Annotated in this window: 18 protein-coding genes; 13 read left to right on the forward strand and 5 right to left on the reverse strand. The window is 66.5% G+C overall.

Features of this window, described 5'->3' with window-relative positions:
• Positions 1-4: 4 nt before the first annotated feature.
• The 4 genes from BAY15_RS12090 to BAY15_RS12105 all read right to left on the reverse strand — a co-directional run bounded on the left by BAY15_RS12090 (position 5) and on the right by BAY15_RS12105 (position 3,197).
• Positions 5-244 carry a SlyX family protein gene (locus BAY15_RS12090; protein WP_068852947.1) on the reverse strand — a complete coding sequence of 80 codons (240 nt, stop codon included), beginning with the start codon at positions 242-244 and terminating at the stop codon, positions 5-7.
• Positions 237-1,586: a UDP-glucose dehydrogenase family protein gene (locus BAY15_RS12095; protein ID WP_068852950.1), complete on the reverse strand. Its 1,350-nt coding sequence runs from the start codon at positions 1,584-1,586 to the stop codon at positions 237-239. Before BAY15_RS12095 ends, BAY15_RS12090 begins: the two co-directional genes overlap by 8 nt.
• A 24-nt stretch (positions 1,587-1,610) precedes the next feature.
• Entirely contained in the window at positions 1,611-2,591 is a 981-nt protein-coding gene (locus BAY15_RS12100) for an FKBP-type peptidyl-prolyl cis-trans isomerase (protein ID WP_068852953.1), read from the reverse strand.
• A gap of 84 nt (positions 2,592-2,675) precedes the next feature.
• Positions 2,676-3,197 (reverse strand): glutathione peroxidase, encoded by a 522-nt coding sequence (locus tag BAY15_RS12105; RefSeq protein WP_068854696.1) that lies wholly within the window; start codon positions 3,195-3,197, stop codon positions 2,676-2,678.
• A gap of 376 nt (positions 3,198-3,573) precedes the next feature.
• Here BAY15_RS12105 and BAY15_RS12110 point away from each other — a divergent pair, with 376 nt between their 5' ends.
• The 7 genes from BAY15_RS12110 (at position 3,574) to BAY15_RS12140 (ending at position 8,120) form a co-directional block, all read left to right on the forward strand.
• On the forward strand, positions 3,574-3,825 hold the full coding sequence (locus BAY15_RS12110; protein ID WP_068852955.1) for a hypothetical protein: 252 nt from the start codon (positions 3,574-3,576) through the stop codon (positions 3,823-3,825).
• Positions 3,826-3,827: 2 nt separating this feature from the next.
• A complete protein-coding gene (locus tag BAY15_RS12115) occupies positions 3,828-4,190 on the forward strand; it encodes a GntR family transcriptional regulator (RefSeq protein WP_068852958.1) in 363 nt (120 codons plus the stop codon).
• Complete coding sequence (locus tag BAY15_RS12120; RefSeq protein ID WP_068852960.1) at positions 4,187-5,062, forward strand: ABC transporter ATP-binding protein; 876 nt, start codon at positions 4,187-4,189, stop codon at positions 5,060-5,062. The genes BAY15_RS12115 and BAY15_RS12120 overlap by 4 nt, the downstream gene beginning before the upstream one ends.
• On the forward strand, positions 5,059-6,090 hold the full coding sequence (locus BAY15_RS12125) for an ABC-2 transporter permease (RefSeq protein WP_068852963.1): 1,032 nt from the start codon (positions 5,059-5,061) through the stop codon (positions 6,088-6,090). Before BAY15_RS12120 ends, BAY15_RS12125 begins: the two co-directional genes overlap by 4 nt.
• A 24-nt stretch (positions 6,091-6,114) precedes the next feature.
• Positions 6,115-7,002 carry a GIN domain-containing protein gene (locus tag BAY15_RS12130; RefSeq protein ID WP_068852966.1) on the forward strand — a complete coding sequence of 296 codons (888 nt, stop codon included), beginning with the start codon at positions 6,115-6,117 and terminating at the stop codon, positions 7,000-7,002.
• Positions 7,003-7,014: 12 nt separating this feature from the next.
• Positions 7,015-7,602 (forward strand): DUF2884 family protein, encoded by a 588-nt coding sequence (locus tag BAY15_RS12135; protein WP_068852969.1) that lies wholly within the window; start codon positions 7,015-7,017, stop codon positions 7,600-7,602.
• Between the two features lie 92 nt (positions 7,603-7,694).
• Positions 7,695-8,120, forward strand: a complete 426-nt coding sequence (locus BAY15_RS12140; RefSeq protein WP_068852972.1) for a hypothetical protein — start codon at positions 7,695-7,697, stop codon at positions 8,118-8,120.
• 532 nt (positions 8,121-8,652) lie between these two features.
• Here BAY15_RS12140 and BAY15_RS12145 read toward each other — a convergent pair.
• Entirely contained in the window at positions 8,653-10,068 is a 1,416-nt protein-coding gene (locus BAY15_RS12145) for a class II fumarate hydratase (protein WP_068852975.1), read from the reverse strand.
• A gap of 272 nt (positions 10,069-10,340) precedes the next feature.
• Here BAY15_RS12145 and BAY15_RS12150 point away from each other — a divergent pair, with 272 nt between their 5' ends.
• From BAY15_RS12150 to sucB, 6 genes are all read left to right on the forward strand, one after another.
• Positions 10,341-11,675, forward strand: coding sequence for a hemolysin family protein (locus tag BAY15_RS12150; protein WP_237334255.1), 1,335 nt, complete (start codon positions 10,341-10,343; stop codon positions 11,673-11,675).
• Between the two features lie 35 nt (positions 11,676-11,710).
• Positions 11,711-13,078, forward strand: coding sequence for an adenylosuccinate lyase (gene purB / locus BAY15_RS12155; RefSeq protein ID WP_068852978.1), 1,368 nt, complete (start codon positions 11,711-11,713; stop codon positions 13,076-13,078).
• A 222-nt stretch (positions 13,079-13,300) separates the two neighbouring features.
• Positions 13,301-14,734 carry a cupin domain-containing protein gene (locus tag BAY15_RS12160; protein WP_068852981.1) on the forward strand — a complete coding sequence of 478 codons (1,434 nt, stop codon included), beginning with the start codon at positions 13,301-13,303 and terminating at the stop codon, positions 14,732-14,734.
• Between the two features lies 1 nt (position 14,735).
• Positions 14,736-15,260 carry a hypothetical protein gene (locus tag BAY15_RS12165; RefSeq protein WP_237334256.1) on the forward strand — a complete coding sequence of 175 codons (525 nt, stop codon included), beginning with the start codon at positions 14,736-14,738 and terminating at the stop codon, positions 15,258-15,260.
• 184 nt (positions 15,261-15,444) lie between these two features.
• Positions 15,445-18,276 carry a 2-oxoglutarate dehydrogenase E1 component gene (locus BAY15_RS12170; RefSeq protein WP_068852984.1) on the forward strand — a complete coding sequence of 944 codons (2,832 nt, stop codon included), beginning with the start codon at positions 15,445-15,447 and terminating at the stop codon, positions 18,274-18,276.
• A gap of 42 nt (positions 18,277-18,318) precedes the next feature.
• Positions 18,319-19,524: a dihydrolipoyllysine-residue succinyltransferase gene (gene sucB, locus BAY15_RS12175; protein ID WP_068852987.1), complete on the forward strand. Its 1,206-nt coding sequence runs from the start codon at positions 18,319-18,321 to the stop codon at positions 19,522-19,524.
• Positions 19,525-19,582 lie beyond the last annotated feature (58 nt).

Raw genomic sequence — 19,582 nt, forward strand, 5'->3', positions numbered from 1 at the left:
TCGATCAGTAGTGCGGGGGCGGCGGTTCTTCGCCCGAATCGGAATACAGCGCGTTGCGGACCTTGCCCAGGTCCTCCAGCAGCAGGCGGGTCAGGTCCGCGTTGCGGCTGCCCTCGATGCGGGCATCGGCCAGGGCTTCGCTCAGCTCGGCCAAGGCCTGTTCCTGGAAGGACACCCGCATTTCAAGTTCGACCAGGCGCGCTTCCAGCGCCTGCTCACGCGCGGTGGGAGTGGAATCATGCATGCAGCGAACGTCCCCGGCCAATGCCGTAATAGGCCAGGCCCGCGGCTTCGATCTCCTGCGGGTCGTACAGGTTGCGACCGTCGAACACGACGGCGTCTTTCAGCGTGTCACGCAGGTGGGCGAAATCCGGGCTGCGGAACTGCTTCCATTCGGTCACCACCACCAGCGCATCGGCGCCGTCCAGTGCGTCATTGGCACTGTCGCAGAACACCAGGTCGTCGCGCTCGCCGAAGATGCGGCGGGCCTCGTCGGTGGCTTCCGGGTCGTACGCGCGGACGGTGGCACCGCCCTCCCACAGCTGTGCCAGCAGGCGGCGGCTGGAGGCTTCGCGCATGTCGTCGGTGTTCGGCTTGAAGGCCAGGCCCCACACCGCGAAGGTGCGGCCGCGCACGCCCTCATCCTCGCCACGGTCGTAGTGGCGCTGGATCAGCTGGAACAGGTGCCCCTTCTGCGCATCGTTGACCGCTTCCACCGCATTGAGCAGCTTGGGTTCATGCCCGTACTGCTGCGCGGTGCGGGCCAGCGCCTGCACGTCCTTGGGGAAACACGAGCCGCCGTAACCGGCGCCCGGGTAGATGAAGTGCCAGCCGATGCGCGGGTCCGAGCCGATGCCCTGGCGGACCTGTTCGACATCGGCACCGACCTTCTCGGCGATGTTGGCGATTTCGTTCATGAACGAAATCTTGGTCGCCAGCATGGCGTTGGCGGCGTACTTGGTCAGCTCGGCCGAGCGCACGTCCATCTCCACCACGCGGTCGTGGTTGCGGTTGAACGGTGCGTACAGGCGGCGCATCAGCGCCACCGACTCGGCATTGGCCGCCCCGATCACGATACGGTCCGGCCGCATGCAGTCGGCCACGGCGTCGCCTTCCTTGAGGAATTCGGGGTTGGAGACCACGTCGAAGGCGATCTCCTCGCCGCGCTCGGCCAGCGCCTGGGCGATGGCGGCACGGACCTTGTCGGCCGTGCCTACCGGCACGGTCGACTTGTTCACCACCACGGTCGGCACACGCATGTGCCGGCCGATGGTGCGGGCCACCGCCAACACGTACTGCAGGTCGGCGCTGCCGTCCTCGTCCGGTGGCGTGCCCACGGCAATGAAGATCACCTGGCCATGCGCGATCGCCGCCTCGGCGTCGGTGGTGAAGGCCAGCCGCAACGCGGCATGGTTGGCCTTGACCATCGGCTCCAGGCCCGGCTCATAGATCGGGATGACGCCGCGGTTGAGGCCATCCACCTTGGCCTGGTCGATATCGACGCAGACCACCTGGTGGCCGACATCGGCCAGGCAGGTACCCGTGACCAGACCGACGTAGCCGGTACCGAAGATTGAGACGCGCATGTCCGTGTTGACTCCAGTTCCGTTTTACGGAGCAATGCCCAGCAGTTCGACGTCGAAGGTCAGCGTCGCGTTCGGACCGATCGGACCGCCCGGGGTGCCCTGCTCGCCATAGGCCAGCTCGCCCGGGATCCAGAAGCGGTACTTGGCGCCGACCGGCATCAGCTGCACGCCTTCCGACCAGCCCTTGACCACCTGGTCCAGGCCGAACTCGATCGGCTGGCCACGCTGGATGCTGCTGTCGAAGACGGTGCCGTCGAGCAGCTTGCCTTCGTAATGCACCTTGACCTTGCTGGTGGGGAGCGGGCGCTCGCCCGAACCGGGACGGATCACCTGGTACTGCAGGCCCGACGCGGTGGTGACCACGCCCGGCACGGTCTTGTTCTTGGCCATGAAGTCATTGCCGGCGCGGCGGTTGGTCTCGCCCTGGGCGGCGGCCTTGGCCTGCATTTCCGCCTGCTGGGCGGCCATGAAGCCTTCCATCGTGGCCTGGGCCTGTTCGGCGGTCATCTTCGGGGTGCCCTTGGCGAACGCGGTCTGCACGGCGTCGAACAGCGCGTCCAGGTCGACCTGGTCCTTCAGCGGCGCCAGCGACGGGCCCACGGCGTAGCTGCCCAGCATCAGGCCGACCTGTTCACGGTCCACCTTCGGCGGCTCGGTGCCCGGGGCCATGCCCGGAACCGGCTGGCCGGCCTTGACGGCCATCGCCATGCGCAGCGCCTGGTCGGTCTTCTGCGCCTGTTCCTGGGTGATCAGCGGCTGCTTGCCTTCGAAGGCGTTGGTCACCGCGCGGCGCAGGGCAACGATGTCGATCTGGTCGGCGATCGGCTCGAAGGACTTGGCCACGTCCATACCAATGGCGTAGCCGACTTTTTCACGCTGGGAGGTCAAAGCAGAAGTCTCCTTGGCGGCCGCGCCTGCGGCCGGTTGTTGCGACATCACGGTACCGGTGGCACCCATCGCCAGAATCAGAACCGACGCCGCAGCGCCGCGCATTCCCATCTTCATTTGCTGCTTTCCTGGAAGTGACTGGACGCCGACGTCGGCGCGAAAGCGATCATTGTCGCACGCACGTGCGAGATGTCGAGGATGTCAGCGCTTTGCAGGCGCAACGGACAGCTCACGTTCGATTGCCGCCACCAGTTCCTTGTCGTCCGGCTTGACCTTGCTGGAGAACTGCGCCACCACCCGACCATCGCGCGACAGCAGGTATTTGTGGAAGTTCCAGCCGGGCGCAACGCCGGTGGCAGCGGTCAGGCGCTGGTACAGCGGCGTGGCGTCGGTGCCGGTGACCTGCACTTTCTGGAACATCGGGAACTTCACGCCATAGGTAAGCGTGCAGAACTCCTGGATCTCCTTCTCGCTGCCCGGCTCCTGGCCCTTGAAATCATTGGACGGGAAGCCCAGCACCGAGAAGCCGCGCGCGGCGTACCGGGTCTGCAGCCCTTCCAGCGCCTCGTATTGCGGGGTGAAGCCGCACTTGCTGGCGGTATTGACCACCAGCAGCACCTTGCCGCCGTACTGCTTCTCCAGGTTCACCTCGGTCTTGCCGGCCAGCGGCCGGTAGTTGAGGTCAAGCAGATCCGCGGCCTGGGCGGACCCGGCGCCCAGCATCCCGACCAGCAGCAGCCCACTGCCCCAGCGGCGGGCGCGCGCCCGGGTGGCGTGGAACGGGGAAGTCGCGCGGTGGGACTGGGGCATTGGAAACTCCGGTAAAGAGGCTGGAAAACCCTGTCCTGCAGGGGAAGGCGGACTATATCACCGGGGGTTTCAGCGCGCGGTTGACGTACATGGCCGTCACGCGGCTGAATACCTGCAGACTGATACCGCGCACCGCGGCACCATCAATCGCTTGATAATCAATGCGTTAACGCGATCGCGCCGCCATCGTCATGCCCCTGCCATCAGTTGGGGTGTGTCGGGTATTGCACTTGGCTGTGCCGGTGTTATAGTTGCATACAACACCAGTCACCTGATGCAGGGGAAGCCCATGAACCGCATGCGCCACCACTCCGCCAAAGCCCTGACAGCCGCGTCCGCACTGCTGTTGCTGGGCTGGTTCAGCATCCCTGCCGGTGACCGTGGCAGCGAGACCGCCACCGGTGCGTTTGAAAGCCCGCAGGACGCAGGCGTCATCCAGGCAGGGAACGCCGACGGCGCCCCCACGCCTCCCCGCCGGCTGCACAGCTCCCTGTCCATGCCTTACTTCTCATTCGCACAGTCGCTGAACCCACGGAGCTGACCATGAGCGATATCCAATGGAGCGATGGTGCTCCGATCTACCGTCAGCTGAAAGAACGCGTGATTGCCATGATGCTCGACAGCATCATCAAGCCCGGCGACGCGCTGCCTTCGGTTCGACAGGTGGCCGCCGAGTACCAGCTCAATCCCATCACCGTTTCGCGCGCCTACCAGGAACTGGCCGATGAAGGCCTGGTCGAGAAGCGCCGCGGCCTGGGCATGTTCATGACCGAAGAAGCGGCCACGCAGCTGCGCAGCAGCGAGCGCGACCGGTTCCTCAATGAAGAATGGCCGCTGGTCCTGGAGCGCATCCAGCGCCTGGGCCTGCGCCTCGACGAATTGCTGCCCCAGGGGAAATCCTCATGAATGCCGTTGCTAGTGATGTCGTCATTTCCGCTCGTGGCCTGCGCAAGGCCTACAAATCCACGCTCGCGCTGGACAACACCAGCTTCACCATCGCCCCCGGCCGGATCACCGGCCTGATCGGCCCCAACGGCGCGGGCAAGACCACCCTGCTCAAGGCGCTGCTGGGCCTGACCCAGGTCGAGGGCGAGCTGAGCGTGCTGGGCCTGGACCCGACCGTGCAGCGCAACGCGCTGATGAATGATGTGTGCTTCATCGCCGACGTGGCGGTGCTGCCGCGCTGGATGAAGGTGCGCGAGGCGATCGATTTCGTCGCCGGGGTCCACCCGCGCTTCGATCGTGCCCGCTGCGAGCGCTTCCTGGCCTCCACCAAGCTGCAGCCGCGCCAGCGCGTACGTGAACTGTCCAAGGGCATGATCGTGCAGCTGCACCTGGCACTGGTGATGGCCATCGACGCCAAGGTGCTGGTACTCGACGAGCCCACCCTGGGCCTGGACATCCTGTACCGCAAGGAGTTCTACCAGCGCCTGCTGGAAGACTATTTCGACGAGCAGAAGACGATCATCGTGACCACCCACCAGGTGGAAGAGATCGAACACATCCTCACCGACGTGATGTTCATCCGCGACGGCCGCATCGTGCTCACCACCGACATGGAAGACGTCGGCGAGCGCTACACCGAAGTGCTGGTGTCGACCGAAACGCTGGAAGCGGCGCGTGCGCTGAAGCCGATCGACGAGCGCAGCCTGCCGTTCGGCAAGACCGTGCTGCTGTTCGACGGGGTGCCGCGCGCCCAGCTCACGCCGCTTGGCGAAATCCGCAGCCCGGGGCTGGCGGATCTGTTCGTGGCCATCATGAAGGGAACCTACGCATGAACACCGTCCACTTCCACCCCATCAGCAAGGCCAGCACCTTCAAGTGGCTGCTCAAGCGCGAGTACTGGGAAAACCGCGGCGGTTTCCTGTGGGCACCGCTGATCGCCGGCGGCATTTCGCTGGTGATGAGCCTGATCGGCATCCTGCTCGGCCTGTGGGGCCTGCGCCGTGCGGCCGAGAGCGGTGACCTGCACATCGACAACACCAACATCAACGTCAACGGCCTGGATCTGAAGCTGTTGACCGCCCACATGGATGCCAAGGCCATGGCCGACCTGGGCAACACCCTGGACGCCACCCTGGTACTGAGCTCGCTGTGGCCGTTCGTGGTGCTGGCCTTCGTGGTGTTCTTCTACTGCCTGGGTGCCCTGTACGACGACCGCCGCGACCGCAGCATCCTGTTCTGGAAGTCGCTGCCGCTGTCGGACACGCAGACCGTGCTGTCCAAGGCGCTGAGCGCGCTGCTGGTGGCCCCGGTGATCGCGGTGATCGCCTCGGTGCTGACCATGTTCGGCTTCATGGCGATCCTCTCGGTGGTGGTGCTGGTCCATGGCGGCAACCCGCTCACGCTGATCTGGGGCCCGGCCAGCCCGCTGGCCTTCGTCGCCAGCCACCTGTCCTGGCTGCCGGTGTACCTGCTGTGGGCCCTGCCGACCGTGGGCTGGCTGCTGATGTGGTCTGCGTGGGCCAAGTCCAAGCCGTTCCTGTGGGCGGTGATGCTGCCGCTGTTTGCCGGCATCATCGTCAGCACCACCCACGTCATGAATCTGTTCAACATGACCAGCGGCTGGTTCTGGCAACACATCGTCGGCCGCCTGCTGCTGGGCACGCTGCCGGGCAGCGACCTGTTCTACCGCACTGACCAGCTGCAGTCGGTGATGCGCGACAGCGACAACGTGGCCGCGGCGCTGTCGCCGGCCAGCCAGCTGGCCGCGCTCGCCCTGCCCGAGCTCTGGATCGGCGCTGCCTTCGGCGTCGCGTTCATCATCGTCGCCATCCGCCTGCGCCGCCGCGCCGGCGAAATCTGATCCCGCCCCTTCGAGGACCCGCCCATGATCCGCAAGCTCGTCGTCGCTTCCCTGCTGTTGCTGCCGCTGACCGCACTGGCCGATGAACCGCAGTGCCGGTTCAACGCCCCGCGTGACCTCAAGCTCGACGTGGCCGGCGCGAAGGCCGTGGTATTCGAGGTGAACCAGCACGACCTGGTGCTGCAGGCCGGCCCGGGCGCAGCCCAGCTCAGTGGCCGCGCCTGCGCCTCCAATGCGGACTGGTTGAGCCAGCTGACCGTGACCCAGAAGAAGGTCGGCGACAAGCTGGTGGTGCAGCTGCAGCGCGAAAACCAGGGCCTGAACTGGAACACCGGCGGCAGCAACTACGCCTACCTGGACCTGCGCGGCACGATCCCGGCCAATGTGCTGGTGCAGATGAAGGTCGGCTCGGGCGATGCCAGCGTGACCGGGGCGCATTCGCTCAGCGCCGATGTCGGCTCGGGCGACATCAAGCTGCGCGACATCAAGGGCCTGGTGACGGCGGCGATCGGCTCAGGCGATGTGGAGCTCGACGGTGCCGGTGCGCTGAACCTGCTGTCGATCGGCTCGGGCGATTTCACCGCCCGCAACCTGCGCGGCAACGCCACGGTCGGCACGATCGGCTCGGGCGACCTCACCCTGGACGGGGTCGCCGGCAATGTCGATATCAAGACGGTCGGTTCGGGCGACGTGGACCTGCGCCAGGTCAAGGGCAACGTCAGCCTGGGCAACATCGGCTCGGGCGATTTCGAAGCCCGCGCGGTGGGCGGCAGCGTCAAGGTCGAGCGGCACGGCTCGGGCGACGTGACGGTCCGCGATGTAGCCGGCGACCTGACGGTGGCCAACAGTGGCAGCGGCGACATCAACCACAGCGACGTGCGCGGCAAGCTGCAGCTGCCGCGCGGCAAATAAGAGGCCCCCACCATGAACATGCGACTGCTGCTCCCCACCCTTCTGCTGTGCCTGCCATTGGCGGCCTGCAGCAACACGGATTCAAACAAGACCGACCCGGCCACCGGCAAGCCGGCGGTGGATGCCGATTCGATCGGCAAGAAGGTCAAGGACGCCACGGACAAGGCGCGGGTGGAAATCGCCCAGGGCAACATCAAGATTTCCAACGACCAGAACGACAAGGCCGAGATCACCCCGCAGGGCGACCTGCTGATCAACGGCAAGGCGGTCACCATCGATGCCCAGCAGCGGGCGCTGCTGCTGGACTACCGCAGGCAGGTGGAAAAGCTGGCGGGCGCAGGCATGGACATCGGCGTGGCCGGTGCCAGCCTGGGCGTGAAGGCCGCTGGCGAAGCCCTGCGCGGGGTGTTCTCCGGCGACACGCAGGGCATCGAGGAGAAGGTGAACGCCGAAGCGGCCAAGATCGAAGCCAGCGCCAAGCAGCTGTGCGAGCTGCTGCCGACGATGATGGCCAAGCAGCAGGCGCTGGCGGCGGCGCTGCCGGCCTTCAAGCCTTACGCCACCATGGACCAGAGCGACGTCGACGACTGCCATAACTGAGCCGTCGCCACCTGCGACATCCGGTCGCAGGCAGGCCCGCTGCACGGGGGGAGGGCTACACTAGCCCTCCCCTTTTTTATGCACTGCCGGCCATGAAGAAGCTGTACCTCCTGCTGTTGGCCCTGTTCTGCCTTGCCGCCACCGGCTGCGACCAGGAATACCGCAACCACCGCGCCGAGCGCGGCAAGCCGAAGATCACCGTCAGCGACGGCATGGTCACCGTGCGCCGCGCGCCGGCGCCGAACATCATCGTGCTGCCCAACGGCCACATGAAGATCGATGAGATCGAAATTCCGCTCGACGACAGCCAGCACGCGCTGCTGCAGCAGATGTTCGGCCAGCTGCAGGTGCTCCGCCAGAACACGCTTACCGATGCCCCGTACGACCCGGACAAACGCGCGGTGAAGATCCAGGTACCGCCGGGCATGCAGCCGATTCCGCCGGACCTGGTCACGCGTGTTCCGCAGTTCAAGGATTACACCGAGACGTTCGACAATTTGATGGCGGATCGGCGGTAACTGCGCAAGTCAAACGCCAGAGCCTTGGTGTGCGGGATTCTGCGCGCAGGGCCGGCGGGTGCGGGGGTACGGGGGGCGCCGTGAACCCATCCATGGGGGCTCTTGCGAAACATCCATGTTTCGCAAAGCCCCCGTACCCCCGCACCCGCCGACCCTCAGACAGGTGGCTGGTGCGCAACGGAGATCAAGGGCAACGGCAACGGCAACGGCAACGCCGATTGTTTTCATGCGTCATCGAACGTGGTGGCGTTCCGTGCGGTCGTTTGGGAACCGACCCTACCCCGCCAGCAGCCATCGCGACCGCGTAGAGCCACGCCATGCGTGGCTGCTTCTCCCATCCGCCGGCGACCAACTGTCTGGGGCGGCCGTCGGGCAGCCCCCGTAGGGACTGTCAAAAACTTGGATGTTTTTGCCAAGCCCCCATGGATGGGTTTACGGCGTGTCCCGTAGGGGGCTGCCCGACGGCCGCCCCGCTCGCAGAGATGGAAACGCTGCTGTTGGCTGTTGGCTGTTGGCTGTTGGCCGTTAGCGCTTAACCACCACCGCCACCACCACCGGCATGAATGCCGCCAGCCGTAAGCGCCGCCGGATCCAGCAACCGCCGCAGTTCGGCTTCGGACAGACCACTGTCTTCCTTGGCCACGTCCAAGACCGGGCGCTGCTCCTTGTAGGCACGCTTGGCGATGGCGGCTGCTTTTTCGTACCCGATGATCGGGTTCAGCGCCGTGACCAGGATCGGGTTGCGGCCCAGCGCCTCGCGTACGCGGTCTTCGCGCACTTTCAGCCCGGCGATGGCCGTGTCGGCCAGCAGCCGCGAAATGTTGGAGAGCAGGCCGATGCCATCCAGCAGGTTCGCCGCGATCAGCGGCAGCGTCACGTTCAACTGGAAGTTGCCCGTCTGCCCCGCCACCGTGATCGCCGTGTGGTGCCCGATCACCTGCGCGCACACCATCACCGTCGCCTCCGGAATCACCGGATTGACCTTGCCCGGCATGATCGAACTGCCCGGCTGCAGCGCCGGCAGCTCGATCTCGCCCAGGCCCGCCAGCGGACCGGCATTCATCCAGCGCAGGTCGTTGGCAATTTTGATCAATGCCACCGCCAGCGCATTGAGCTGGCCCGACAGCTCCACCGCATCGTCCTGCGCCGCCAGGCCCTCGAATTTATTTTCCGCGCTGTCAAAGCGCACCCCGGTCTGCTGCTTCAGGCGCTTGGCCACCCGCTCGCCGAAGCGCGGGTCCGCATTGATGCCCGTGCCGATCGCCGTGCCACCCAGCGGCAGCCGGCGCAGCCGCTTGAGGCTGTCTTCCAGGCGCTCCTGCGCCGACGACAGCTGCGCCGACCAGGCACCGAATTCCTGCTCGAACGTCAGCGGCATCGCATCCATCAGGTGCGTGCGACCGGTCTTGACCACCTTGCGCAGCGCGCGGCCACGCTTGTCGATGGTCTTGCGCAGGTGCACCAGCGCGGGCAGCAGCTGCTCCTGTACGCCCAGCAGCGCCGATACCCGCAACGCCGTCGGGATCACATCGTTCGAGCTCTGGCCCTGGTTGACGTGGTCGTTCGGATGCACCGTGGTCTTGCCCGCCTTGCCCGCGCGGTTGGCCAGCGTGGCGATGACCTCGTTGGCATTCATGTTCGACGAGGTGCCCGAACCGGTCTGGTAGATGTCGATCGGGAAGTGCGCATCGTGGCGGCCCTCGGCCACTTCGTCGGCCGCGCTTTCAATGGCCTTGCCGATGTTCTTCGGCAGGTGGCCCAGCTCGGCGTTGACCGCCGCTGCGGCGCCCTTCACCAGGCCCAGCGCGCGGATGAAACCGCGCGGCATGCGTTGGCCCGAGACCGGGAAGTTGTCCACCGCGCGCTGCGTCTGCGCGCCCCACAGCGCATCTGCAGGTACCTGCAGTTCGCCCATGCTGTCGTGCTCGGTCCTGAAACCCTTGCTCATTGCATCACTCCGCGATTCTTTCAGTTGGGAAAGGGAACGGCGGCTGGCAACGGGCCTTCATTCCCTGGCTGGCGGCTGCGATCACGATACTCCCAAGCGGGAATGAATCCCAACGGCAGCTGGCATCGGCTAGACTCGGAATTCGTGTTCATTCAGGCATCACCACTCTCCATGGGCGACGACCCCCACTGTAGTTCGCGCCACGACCAACGGTTGTGGCCTACCGGTATCTTCCCCGCCGTCACCTGCTGCGCGCTGCGCCGGGGCCGGCCATGATCGTCGGCAACCTGCTGCTCCTGCTGCTGGCCCTGTTCCTCGTAGTGCTCAACGGCTTCTTCGTGGCCGCCGAGTTCGCCCTGGTCAAACTGCGCCACACCCAGGCCGTCGGCCTGGCCGCCAGGCACGGCTGGCGCGGCCGCCAGCTGCTCAACGTGCATTCGCACCTGGATGCCTACCTCTCGGCCTGCCAGCTCGGCATCACCCTGTCCTCGCTGGGCCTGGGCTGGGTCGGTGAGCCCGCGTTCGCGCACCTGCTGCAGCCCCTGTTCGATGCGCTCGGCATGGGCCCGGAAGGCGCACGCCTGACCGCCTTCATCATCGCCTTCAGCCTGATCTCGTTCCTGCACATCGTGCTGGGCGAACTGGCGCCGAAGTCCATGGCCATCCGCCGCCCCGAAGCCATGTCGCTGTGGACCGCCGCGCCGCTGTACCTGTTCTACTGGGCCATGTTCCCGGCCATCTGGCTGCTCAACCACAGCGCCAACGCGCTGCTGCGGCTGGCCGGCTGGGGCGATGTCGAGCACACCTCGCACCGCTACTCCCGCGAAGAGCTCAAGCTGATCGTCGCCCGCCAGCAGCCCGGCGCCGGCGCACCGGACCAGGACCTGACCCTGATGAGCCACGCGCTGGAGCTGCCCGAACTGGTGGCCGGCGACCTGATGCGCCCGCGCGAACACATGCGCGTGTTCCGCCAGGGCATGGACCTGGCCGGGGTGATGGCCGAATTCGCCGAAAGCCGCTACAGCCGCTACCCGTGGTTCGACAGCGATGGCGAGGAAGTGCTGGGCATCCTGCACATGAAGGACCTGCTGGTGGAGATCGCCCGCGGACAGCCCACCGACGACCTGCGCGCCCTGCTGCGCCCGGCCAACCTGATCGCGTTGGAAACCCCGGTCACCGCCGTGCTTGAGCGCTTCCGCACCGGCACCACGCACATGGCCCTGTGCGTGGAGGAACACGGACGCATCCTGGGCTACTTCACCCTGGAAGACCTGCTGGAAGTGGTGGTCGGCGATATCGAGGACGAGCACCCGCACGTGGTCAAGGATGCCCCCACCCGCGGCGCCGACGGCACCCTGCTGGTAGCCGGCTCCACCTCCATCTTCCGCCTGGAACGCCTGCTGGGCCGCGACCTGGCCGCGCCCGAGCACCTCAATTCGGTCGGCGGGCTGATCGTGCACCAGCTGCAGCGCCTGCCCCAAGAAGGCGAGGAAGTGCGCATCGACGGCCAGCTGTTCACCGTCAAGCGCATGGCCGGCCACCGGATCCAGGCCGTCACCGTACGGCTGGCGCCCGAAGAGGCCGACGAGGACCCCGGGGCAGCGTAGAATGACGGCCCCCGCCGTCATTGCCTGCGCCCGCCATGTCCGAATTCGCCCTGCTCGCCCTGTCCCCGCTTGATGGCCGCTATGCCGGCAAGGTCGACGCCCTGCGCCCGATCTTCTCCGAATACGGCCTGATCAAGGCCCGCGTGAAGGTCGAAGTGGAGTGGCTGCTGGCCCTGGCCAACGAACCGGGCATCGCCGAGCTGGCACCGTTCCCCGCCGCTGCCGCCGCGCGCCTGCGCGCCCTGGCCGACGGGTTCGCCCCGGCCCACGCCGCACGCGTGAAGGAAATCGAGCGCACCACCAACCACGACGTCAAGGCCGTGGAGTACTTCATCAAGGAACAGCTCAAGGATGACGCCGAGCTGGCCCCGGCCCTGGAGTTCGTGCATTTCGCCTGCACCAGCGAAGACATCAACAACCTCAGCTACGGCCTGATGCTGGAAGAAGCCCGCCGCACCGTGCTGCTGCCGTCGCTGGACGACATCGCCGCCCGCCTGCGCGCCCTGGCCCATGCCCAGGCCGAACAGCCGATGCTGTCGCGCACCCACGGCCAGACCGCCTCGCCCACCACCCTGGGCAAGGAAGTGGCCAACGTGGTCGCCCGCCTGGAGCGCCAGCGCCGCCAGATCGCCGCGGTCGAGCTGACCGGCAAGATCAATGGCGCGGTGGGCAACTACAACGCCCACGCCATCGCCTACCCGGACGTGGACTGGCCGGCCTTCGCCAAGCGCTTCGTCGAAAGCCTGGGCCTGGTGTTCAACCCCTACACCACCCAGATCGAGCCGCACGACAACATCGCCGAAATCGGCGACGCCGCCCGCCGCGCCAACATCATCCTGATCGACCTGGCCCGCGACATCTGGGGCTACATCTCGCTGGGCTACTTCAAGCAGAAGCTCAAGGAAGGCGAAGTCGGCTCCTCGACCATGCCGCACAAGGTCAACCCGATCGACTTCGAAAACGCCGAAGGCAACTTCGGCATCGCCAACGCCCTGTTCGAGCATTTCAGCGCCAAACTGCCGATCAGCCGCTGGCAGCGCGACCTCACCGATTCCACCGTGCTGCGCGCGGTGGGCACCGCCTTCGGCCACAGCCAGGTCGCCCTGGACTCGCTGGCCAAGGGCCTGGGCAAGCTGACCGTGAATCCCGAACGTCTCAACGCCGACCTGGACGCCGCGTGGGAAGTGCTGGCCGAAGCCGTGCAGACGGTGATGCGTCGCCACGGCCTGCCCAACCCCTACGAACAGCTCAAGGCCCTGACCCGTGGCCAGGGCATCACCGCCGAATCGATGAAGGCGTTCGTGGAATCGCTGGACCTGCCGGAAGACGCCAAGCAGGGCCTGCGCGAGCTGACCCCGGGTGGGTATATCGGCCTGGCCGCCGATCTGGCCAAGGCGATCTGATCGCGTTGATCAGGAAGTGACCCCGGACGGGGCGCCGGAATATCCGGTGCCCCGTTTTCGTTTGGCGCCGCGTGGGCCGACCAACGGTCGGCGCTACCGTGGCACGCGCGACAGTGCGGCGCAGGTGCAGATCCTGTTCAACCAGCGGACAATGGCGGGACGAGCGCGCGCTTCGTCTGCTGCGCCAATCGCATTCCGTCTACACGCTTCAAGGATTCCCCCATGGCCGTCCGCAAGACCAAAACCCCCGTCATCGAAGTCCAGGCCCGCCCCGGCCTGCCGCTGGGCATGCCCGCCGCCACGTTCCTGCGCGACTACTGGCAGAAGCGCCCGCTGCTGATCCGCGGCGCCTTCCCCGATTTTGAAACCCCGCTCCAGCCCGAAGACCTGGCGGGCCTGGCCTGCGAGGAGACCGCCCTCGCCCGCCTGATCAGCCACGACCGCGCCACCGACGGCTGGTCCGTACGCACCGGCCCGTTCCAGGAAGAAGAGTTCCCCGGCATGCCCGACCACGACTGGACCCTGCTGGTCCAGGACGTAGACAAATGGGACCCGGATGTCCGCGCCCTGATCAGCCACTTCGACTTCCTGCCGCGCTGGCGCATGGACGATGTGATGATCAGCTTCGCCGCCACCGGCGGCTCGGTTGGCGCCCACGTCGACCAGTACGACGTGTTCCTGCTGCAGGCCCATGGCCACCGCCGCTGGCAGATCGACGCCAGCGAATCCACCAAGGGCAAGCGCCCCCCGCTGGAGTTCCGCAACGACGTCGAACTCAAGCTGCTGCGCCGCTTCAAGCCCACCCACGACTGGGTGCTCGAGCCCGGCGACATGCTGTACCTGCCGCCCAACGTCCCCCACAACGGCGTGGCCGAAGACCCCTGCCTGACCTTCTCCTTCGGCATGCGCGCCCCGGCCTCCGCCGAGCTCATCAGCGACTATCTGGACACCCTGATCATGGATGCCGACGAGGCCATCCGTTACCAGGACCCGGACCTGAAGGTGCCCGAAGACCCCAACGAAATCGACGCCGTGGCCATGGGCCGCGTGGTCCAGGCCCTCAACGCCATCCGCATGAACGACCCCGATCGCCTCGGCGACTGGTTCGGCCGCTTCATCACCACCTACCGCGCCGCCGGTGACGTGGTCGCCTCCGGCGAACCGCTCCCGCGCGAACACATCGAAGCCGCCCTGGCCGAAGGCATCGAGCTCGGCCGCCACCCGTGGGCCCGCCTGGCCTGGCGCCGGGCCAAGCGGGGTGCCAGCCTGTACTGCAGCGGCCTCGAATTCGCCCTGCCGGTGAAGGATGCCCAGGCCCTGGCCGCCGCCGAACAGATCGGCGGTGCCCTGTACCAGAAGCTCTCGGCCAAGGGCCGCGACGCCCTGCACGCGCTGGTGGCCGGTGGCTACTATCAGCTGCTCGACGGCGACGCGTTCGACGATGAAGACGAGTACGAAGAGGACGCGGTGGGCGAATACGAAATCATCGACGCCGCCGAAACCGTCGAGGTCCTCGAGGATGAAGACGTCGAAGCCAACGTGCACGAAGTGACCATCCACGACGATGGCGTCGAAGTGATCGTCGATTTCGACGACACCGACGACAGCGACGACGACCAGGCCGTCGGCACCCCCGACGGCGGCGCCGGCTCCTGACATGAGCGGGCCCGGCAGCGCCGACCCGCACCTGCGCCGCCTGCCGGGCGGCGCGGTCGCCATCGACAACGCCGACGAGGCGGTGGCCATCACCACCGCCGTGGTCGAGCGCGCCCGCCGCCAGCTGTGGCTGCACAGCCGCGTACTCGACCCCGGCCTGCTGGATGCACCGCCGGTGCTGGAGGCCCTGCGCCGCTTCGCCACCGCCCGCCACGACAAGCAGGTCCGGCTGATCGTCCACGACGCGGCCGCCATCGCCCAGGCCGGCTCACCCCTGCTGGGCCTGGTCCAGCGCCTGCCCACCGTGTTCCGGGTGCGCCAGGTGACCGACCCGATCGACCGCGCCCTCGCCTCCGCCTGCCTGCTCAACGATGTCGGCGACTACTACTTTCGTCTGAGTGGGCTCCGTTACGACGGTGAAGCCGGGCTCGCCATGCCCGCACGTTCGCGGCCGTTGCAGGACGGTTTGCAGCGCGTATGGGAACGTTCGCGCGATTGCAGCGAGCTGCGCGCGCTCGGCTTCTAGTCCCGTTCCGGGTCCTGAACCTGTCTGGGAATGACACCACGGCCCCGCCACAGGCCGTTCCGGTGCCCCTTCCTGTCTCGATGGGGGTACAATTTGGACCGTTAGATACCGCCCGTGCAGGGCTATTCATTTTCCCTGCCGGATCATCGAAGCCTTACCCCACAAGCGAATCCGACCCTCCATCGTGGACAATCTACTGAAGCAGTTTGCGCAGTCTTCGCAGCTCGCCGGCGGCAACGCCTCCTATATCGAGGATCTGTACGAGCAGTACCTCGTTTCTCCGGACAGTGTCGATCCCAAATGGAAGACCTACTTCGACGGCTTCAAGGGCCGCGAAGCCGGTGACATTCCGCATTCGGCCGTCATCGCCCATATCGCCGACGCCGCCAAAAACGCCGTCAAGGGCGGCGGCAACTCCGGTGCCAGCGACGAACGCGAGCGCAATGTCGGTCGCCTGATCACGGCGTACCGGTCGCGCGGCCACCTGGACGCCCGCCTGGACCCGCTGGGCCTGGCCCAGGCCGTCAACTCGCCGGACCTTGGCCTGCCGTTCCACAGCCTGTCCGAGGGTGACCTCAACGCCGAGTTCAGCACCGGCGGTGTCGGTGGCCAGCCGCGCATGAAGCTGCGCGACCTGCTGGAGCGCCTGAAGAAGACCTACACCGGCTCGATCGGTGCGGAATTCATGCACATCTCCGAGGTCGAGCAGCGCCAGTGGATCTACCAGCGCCTGGAACTGGCCGGTGGCAACTACAGCCTGGACGCTGACACCCAGCGCCGCACGCTGGAGCGCCTGACCGCTGCCGAAGGCCTGGAACGCTACCTGCACACCAAATACGTCGGCCAGAAGCGCTTCTCGCTGGAAGGCGGCGATTCGCTGATTCCGATGATGGACACCATCATCCGTGACGCCGGCAAGGATGGCGTCAAGGACGTGGTGATCGGCATGGCCCACCGTGGCCGCCTCAACGTGCTGGTCAACACCCTGGGCAAGAACCCGCGCAAGCTGTTCGACGAGTTCGAAGGCAAGTTCGAGCACGACGAGCACGCCTCCGCCGGCGACGTGAAGTACCACATGGGCTTCTCGGCCGACGTGGCCACCGACGGTGGCCCGGTCCACCTGGCGCTGGCGTTCAACCCGTCGCACCTGGAAATCGCCGACCCGGTCGTGGCCGGTTCCGTGCGTTCGCGCCAGGAGCGCCGCAAGGACACCGCCCGCAAGCAGGTCATGCCGATCCTGATCCACGGCGACGCGGCCTTCTCCGGCCAGGGCGTGGTGATGGAACTGTTCCAGATGTCGCAGGCCCGCGGCTTTGCCGTCGGTGGCACCGTGCACATCGTGGTGAACAACCAGGTTGGCTTCACCACGTCGAACCCGGAAGACACCCGCTCGACCCGTTACGCCACCGACGTGGCCAAGATGATCGCCGCCCCGGTGCTGCACGTGAACGGTGACGATCCGGAAGCGGTGGTGTTCGCCGCCAGGCTGGCCTTCGAGTTCCGCCAGAAGTTCGCCAAGGACGTGGTCATCGACCTGATGTGCTACCGCCGTTGGGGCCACAACGAGGCCGACGAACCGGCGATCACCCAGCCGCTGATGTACCAGGTGATCCGCAAGCACCAGACCACCCGCGAGCTGTACGCCGCGCAGCTGGAACAGGCCGGCGTGATCGCCGCCGGTGCCGGCAAGGCGATGGTCGATGCCTACCGCGAGAAGCTGGACGCCGGTGAAGTCACCACCGAGCTGGCCAAGGTCGAAAAGACCCCGCCGAGCAGCGCGCTGTTCGTGGATTGGCCCAAGCTGCTGGAAGGCAAGCTGTCCGACCCGGTCTCCACCAAGGTGGACCCGGCGAAGCTGAAGCAGCTGGCCGACCTGATCAACACCGTGCCGGCCGAAGTGGAACTGCACTCGCGCGTGGCCAAGGTGTACGACGACCGCCGCAAGATGGCCGCCGGCGAGATCCCGGGCGACTGGGGCTTTGCCGAGAACCTGGCCTACGCCACCCTGCTCGACGAAGGCCATGCACTGCGCCTGGTCGGCCAGGACGTGGGCCGCGGTACGTTCACCCACCGCCACGCGATCCTGCACGACCAGAAGACCGACAACTACTACCTGCCGCTGCGGCAGCTGGTGGATTCGCCGGAGAAGGCCAGCATCATCGATTCGCTGCTCAGCGAAGAAGCGGTGATGGCCTACGAGTACGGGTTCTCGACCACCGATCCCAACACCCTGTGCATCTGGGAAGGCCAGTTCGGCGATTTCGCCAACGGCGCCCAGGTGGTGATCGACCAGTTCATCGCTGCCGGCGAAGCCAAGTGGGGCCGTATCACCGGCCTGACCCTGCTGCTGCCGCACGGTTATGAAGGGCAAGGCCCGGAACACAGCTCGGCGCGCCTGGAGCGCTTCCTGCAGCTGTGCGCGCTGGAAAACATGCTGGTGGTGGTGCCGTCGACCCCGGCGCAGGCGTTCCACATGCTGCGCCGCCAGATGCACCTGACCACCCGCAAGCCGCTGGTGGTGATGTCGCCCAAGTCGCTGCTGCGCCACAAGCTGGCCGTGTCGACCCTGGACGAGCTGGCCAACGGCGAGTTCCAGCACCTGATCGGCGATGCCAACGCAGAAGCCAAGAAGGTCAAGCGCGTGGTGCTGTGTTCGGGCAAGGTCTACTACGACCTGCTGGAAGACCAGACCAAGCGCGGCCAGGACGACGTTGCCATCATCCGCGTGGAACAGCTGTACCCGTTCCCGCGCGCGCTGCTGGCGGCCGAACTGAAGAAGTACGGCAAGGCCACCGACGTGGTGTGGACGCAGGAAGAACCGCAGAACCAGGGCGCGTGGTACCAGATCCGCCACCACCTGCAGTTCTGCCTGGCCGATGGCCAGAGCCTGCACTACGCCGGTCGCGCCCGTTCGGCCTCCCCGGCTGCCGGTCACATGGCCGACCACATCATCGAACAGCAGAAGCTGGTCGCCGATGCCTTGGTCAACCCGTTCAACGACGCGGTCGCTGAATAACTTTCCCCTCATTCCAGAAAAGACAAACCAGGAAGCCCCCGCATGGCCACCGAAGTCAAAGCCCCGGTACTGCCCGAATCCGTCGCCGACGGCACCATCGCCACCTGGCACAAGAAGGTCGGCGACGCCGTCAAGCGTGACGAAAACCTGCTCGACCTGGAAACCGACAAGGTCGTGCTGGAAGTGCCGTCGCCGGTTGATGGCGTGCTGAAGGAAATCAAGTTCGAAGTGGGTGCCACCGTGACCTCCAGCCAGGTCGTGGCGGTCATCGAGGAAGGTGCCGTGGCGGCTGCCCCGGCTCCGGCTGCTGCTGAAGCCAAGCCGGCCGCTGCTGCGCCGGCCGCTGCCGCTGCGCCGGCCGCTGCTGCCGCGCCGGCCCCGGCGTCGAAGTCCGCTGCCGATGCCCTGCCCCCGGGCGCGCGCTTCAGCGCCATCACCGAAGGTGTGAACCCGGCCGATGTGGACGGCACCGGCCGTCGCGGCGCGGTGACCAAGGAAGACATCGTCAACTTCGCCCGCAACGGCGGCGCCGGCAAGGCCGGTGGCGCACGTCCGGAAGAACGCGTGCCGATGACCCGCATCCGCAAGCGCATCGCCGAACGCCTGATGGAGTCCAAGAACTCCACCGCCATGCTGACCACCTTCAACGAAGTCGACCTGTCCAAGGTGTCGGCCGCGCGCAAGGACCTGCAGGACGAGTTCGTCAAGGCGCACGGCATCAAGCTGGGCTTCATGAGCTTCTTCGTGAAGGCCGCCGCCAACGCGCTGCAGCGCTTCCCGCTGGTCAATGCCTCGATCGACGGCGACGACATCATCTACCACGGCTACTCGGACATCTCCATCGCGGTCTCGACCGAGAAGGGTCTGGTCACGCCGGTGCTGCGCAACGTCGAGCGCATGTCGTTCGCCGACATCGAAAAGACCATTGCCGACTACGCCAAGAAGGCCCGTGACGGCAAGCTCAGCCTGGAAGAACTGCAGGGCGGCACCTTCACCGTGACCAACGGCGGCACCTTCGGTTCGCTGCTGTCCACTCCGATCATCAACCCGCCGCAGAGCGCCATCCTGGGCATGCACGCCATCAAGGAGCGTCCGATCGCCCAGAACGGCCAGGTCGTGATCGCGCCGATGATGTACCTGGCGATGTCCTACGACCACCGCATCATCGACGGCAAGGATTCGGTGCAGTTCCTGGTGGACATCAAGAACCAGCTGGAAAACCCGGGCCGCATGCTGTTCGGCCTGTAAGACCTCCCGCCCCTCCGCGCCTGCGCGGAGGGGTTCTGGTAAAGCATCAAGGAATTTT

The sequence above is a fragment of the Stenotrophomonas rhizophila genome (genome assembly GCF_001704155.1).
Lineage (GTDB): Bacteria > Pseudomonadota > Gammaproteobacteria > Xanthomonadales > Xanthomonadaceae > Stenotrophomonas > Stenotrophomonas rhizophila_A.

Coding starts and splice junctions, on each gene's coding strand:
- BAY15_RS12090 (WP_068852947.1), bottom strand. CDS start 244: ATGCATGATTCCACTCCCACCGCGCGTGAGCAGGCGCTGGAAGCGCGC.
- BAY15_RS12100 (WP_068852953.1), bottom strand. CDS start 2,591: ATGAAGATGGGAATGCGCGGCGCTGCGGCGTCGGTTCTGATTCTGGCG.
- BAY15_RS12165 (WP_237334256.1), top strand. CDS start 14,736: ATGAGCGGGCCCGGCAGCGCCGACCCGCACCTGCGCCGCCTGCCGGGC.
- BAY15_RS12095 (WP_068852950.1), bottom strand. CDS start 1,586: ATGCGCGTCTCAATCTTCGGTACCGGCTACGTCGGTCTGGTCACGGGT.
- sucB (WP_068852987.1), top strand. CDS start 18,319: ATGGCCACCGAAGTCAAAGCCCCGGTACTGCCCGAATCCGTCGCCGAC.
- BAY15_RS12130 (WP_068852966.1), top strand. CDS start 6,115: ATGATCCGCAAGCTCGTCGTCGCTTCCCTGCTGTTGCTGCCGCTGACC.
- BAY15_RS12120 (WP_068852960.1), top strand. CDS start 4,187: ATGAATGCCGTTGCTAGTGATGTCGTCATTTCCGCTCGTGGCCTGCGC.
- BAY15_RS12140 (WP_068852972.1), top strand. CDS start 7,695: ATGAAGAAGCTGTACCTCCTGCTGTTGGCCCTGTTCTGCCTTGCCGCC.
- BAY15_RS12110 (WP_068852955.1), top strand. CDS start 3,574: ATGAACCGCATGCGCCACCACTCCGCCAAAGCCCTGACAGCCGCGTCC.
- BAY15_RS12125 (WP_068852963.1), top strand. CDS start 5,059: ATGAACACCGTCCACTTCCACCCCATCAGCAAGGCCAGCACCTTCAAG.
- purB (WP_068852978.1), top strand. CDS start 11,711: ATGTCCGAATTCGCCCTGCTCGCCCTGTCCCCGCTTGATGGCCGCTAT.
- BAY15_RS12115 (WP_068852958.1), top strand. CDS start 3,828: ATGAGCGATATCCAATGGAGCGATGGTGCTCCGATCTACCGTCAGCTG.
- BAY15_RS12105 (WP_068854696.1), bottom strand. CDS start 3,197: ATGCTGGGCGCCGGGTCCGCCCAGGCCGCGGATCTGCTTGACCTCAAC.
- BAY15_RS12160 (WP_068852981.1), top strand. CDS start 13,301: ATGGCCGTCCGCAAGACCAAAACCCCCGTCATCGAAGTCCAGGCCCGC.
- BAY15_RS12150 (WP_237334255.1), top strand. CDS start 10,341: ATGATCGTCGGCAACCTGCTGCTCCTGCTGCTGGCCCTGTTCCTCGTA.
- BAY15_RS12145 (WP_068852975.1), bottom strand. CDS start 10,068: ATGAGCAAGGGTTTCAGGACCGAGCACGACAGCATGGGCGAACTGCAG.
- BAY15_RS12135 (WP_068852969.1), top strand. CDS start 7,015: ATGAACATGCGACTGCTGCTCCCCACCCTTCTGCTGTGCCTGCCATTG.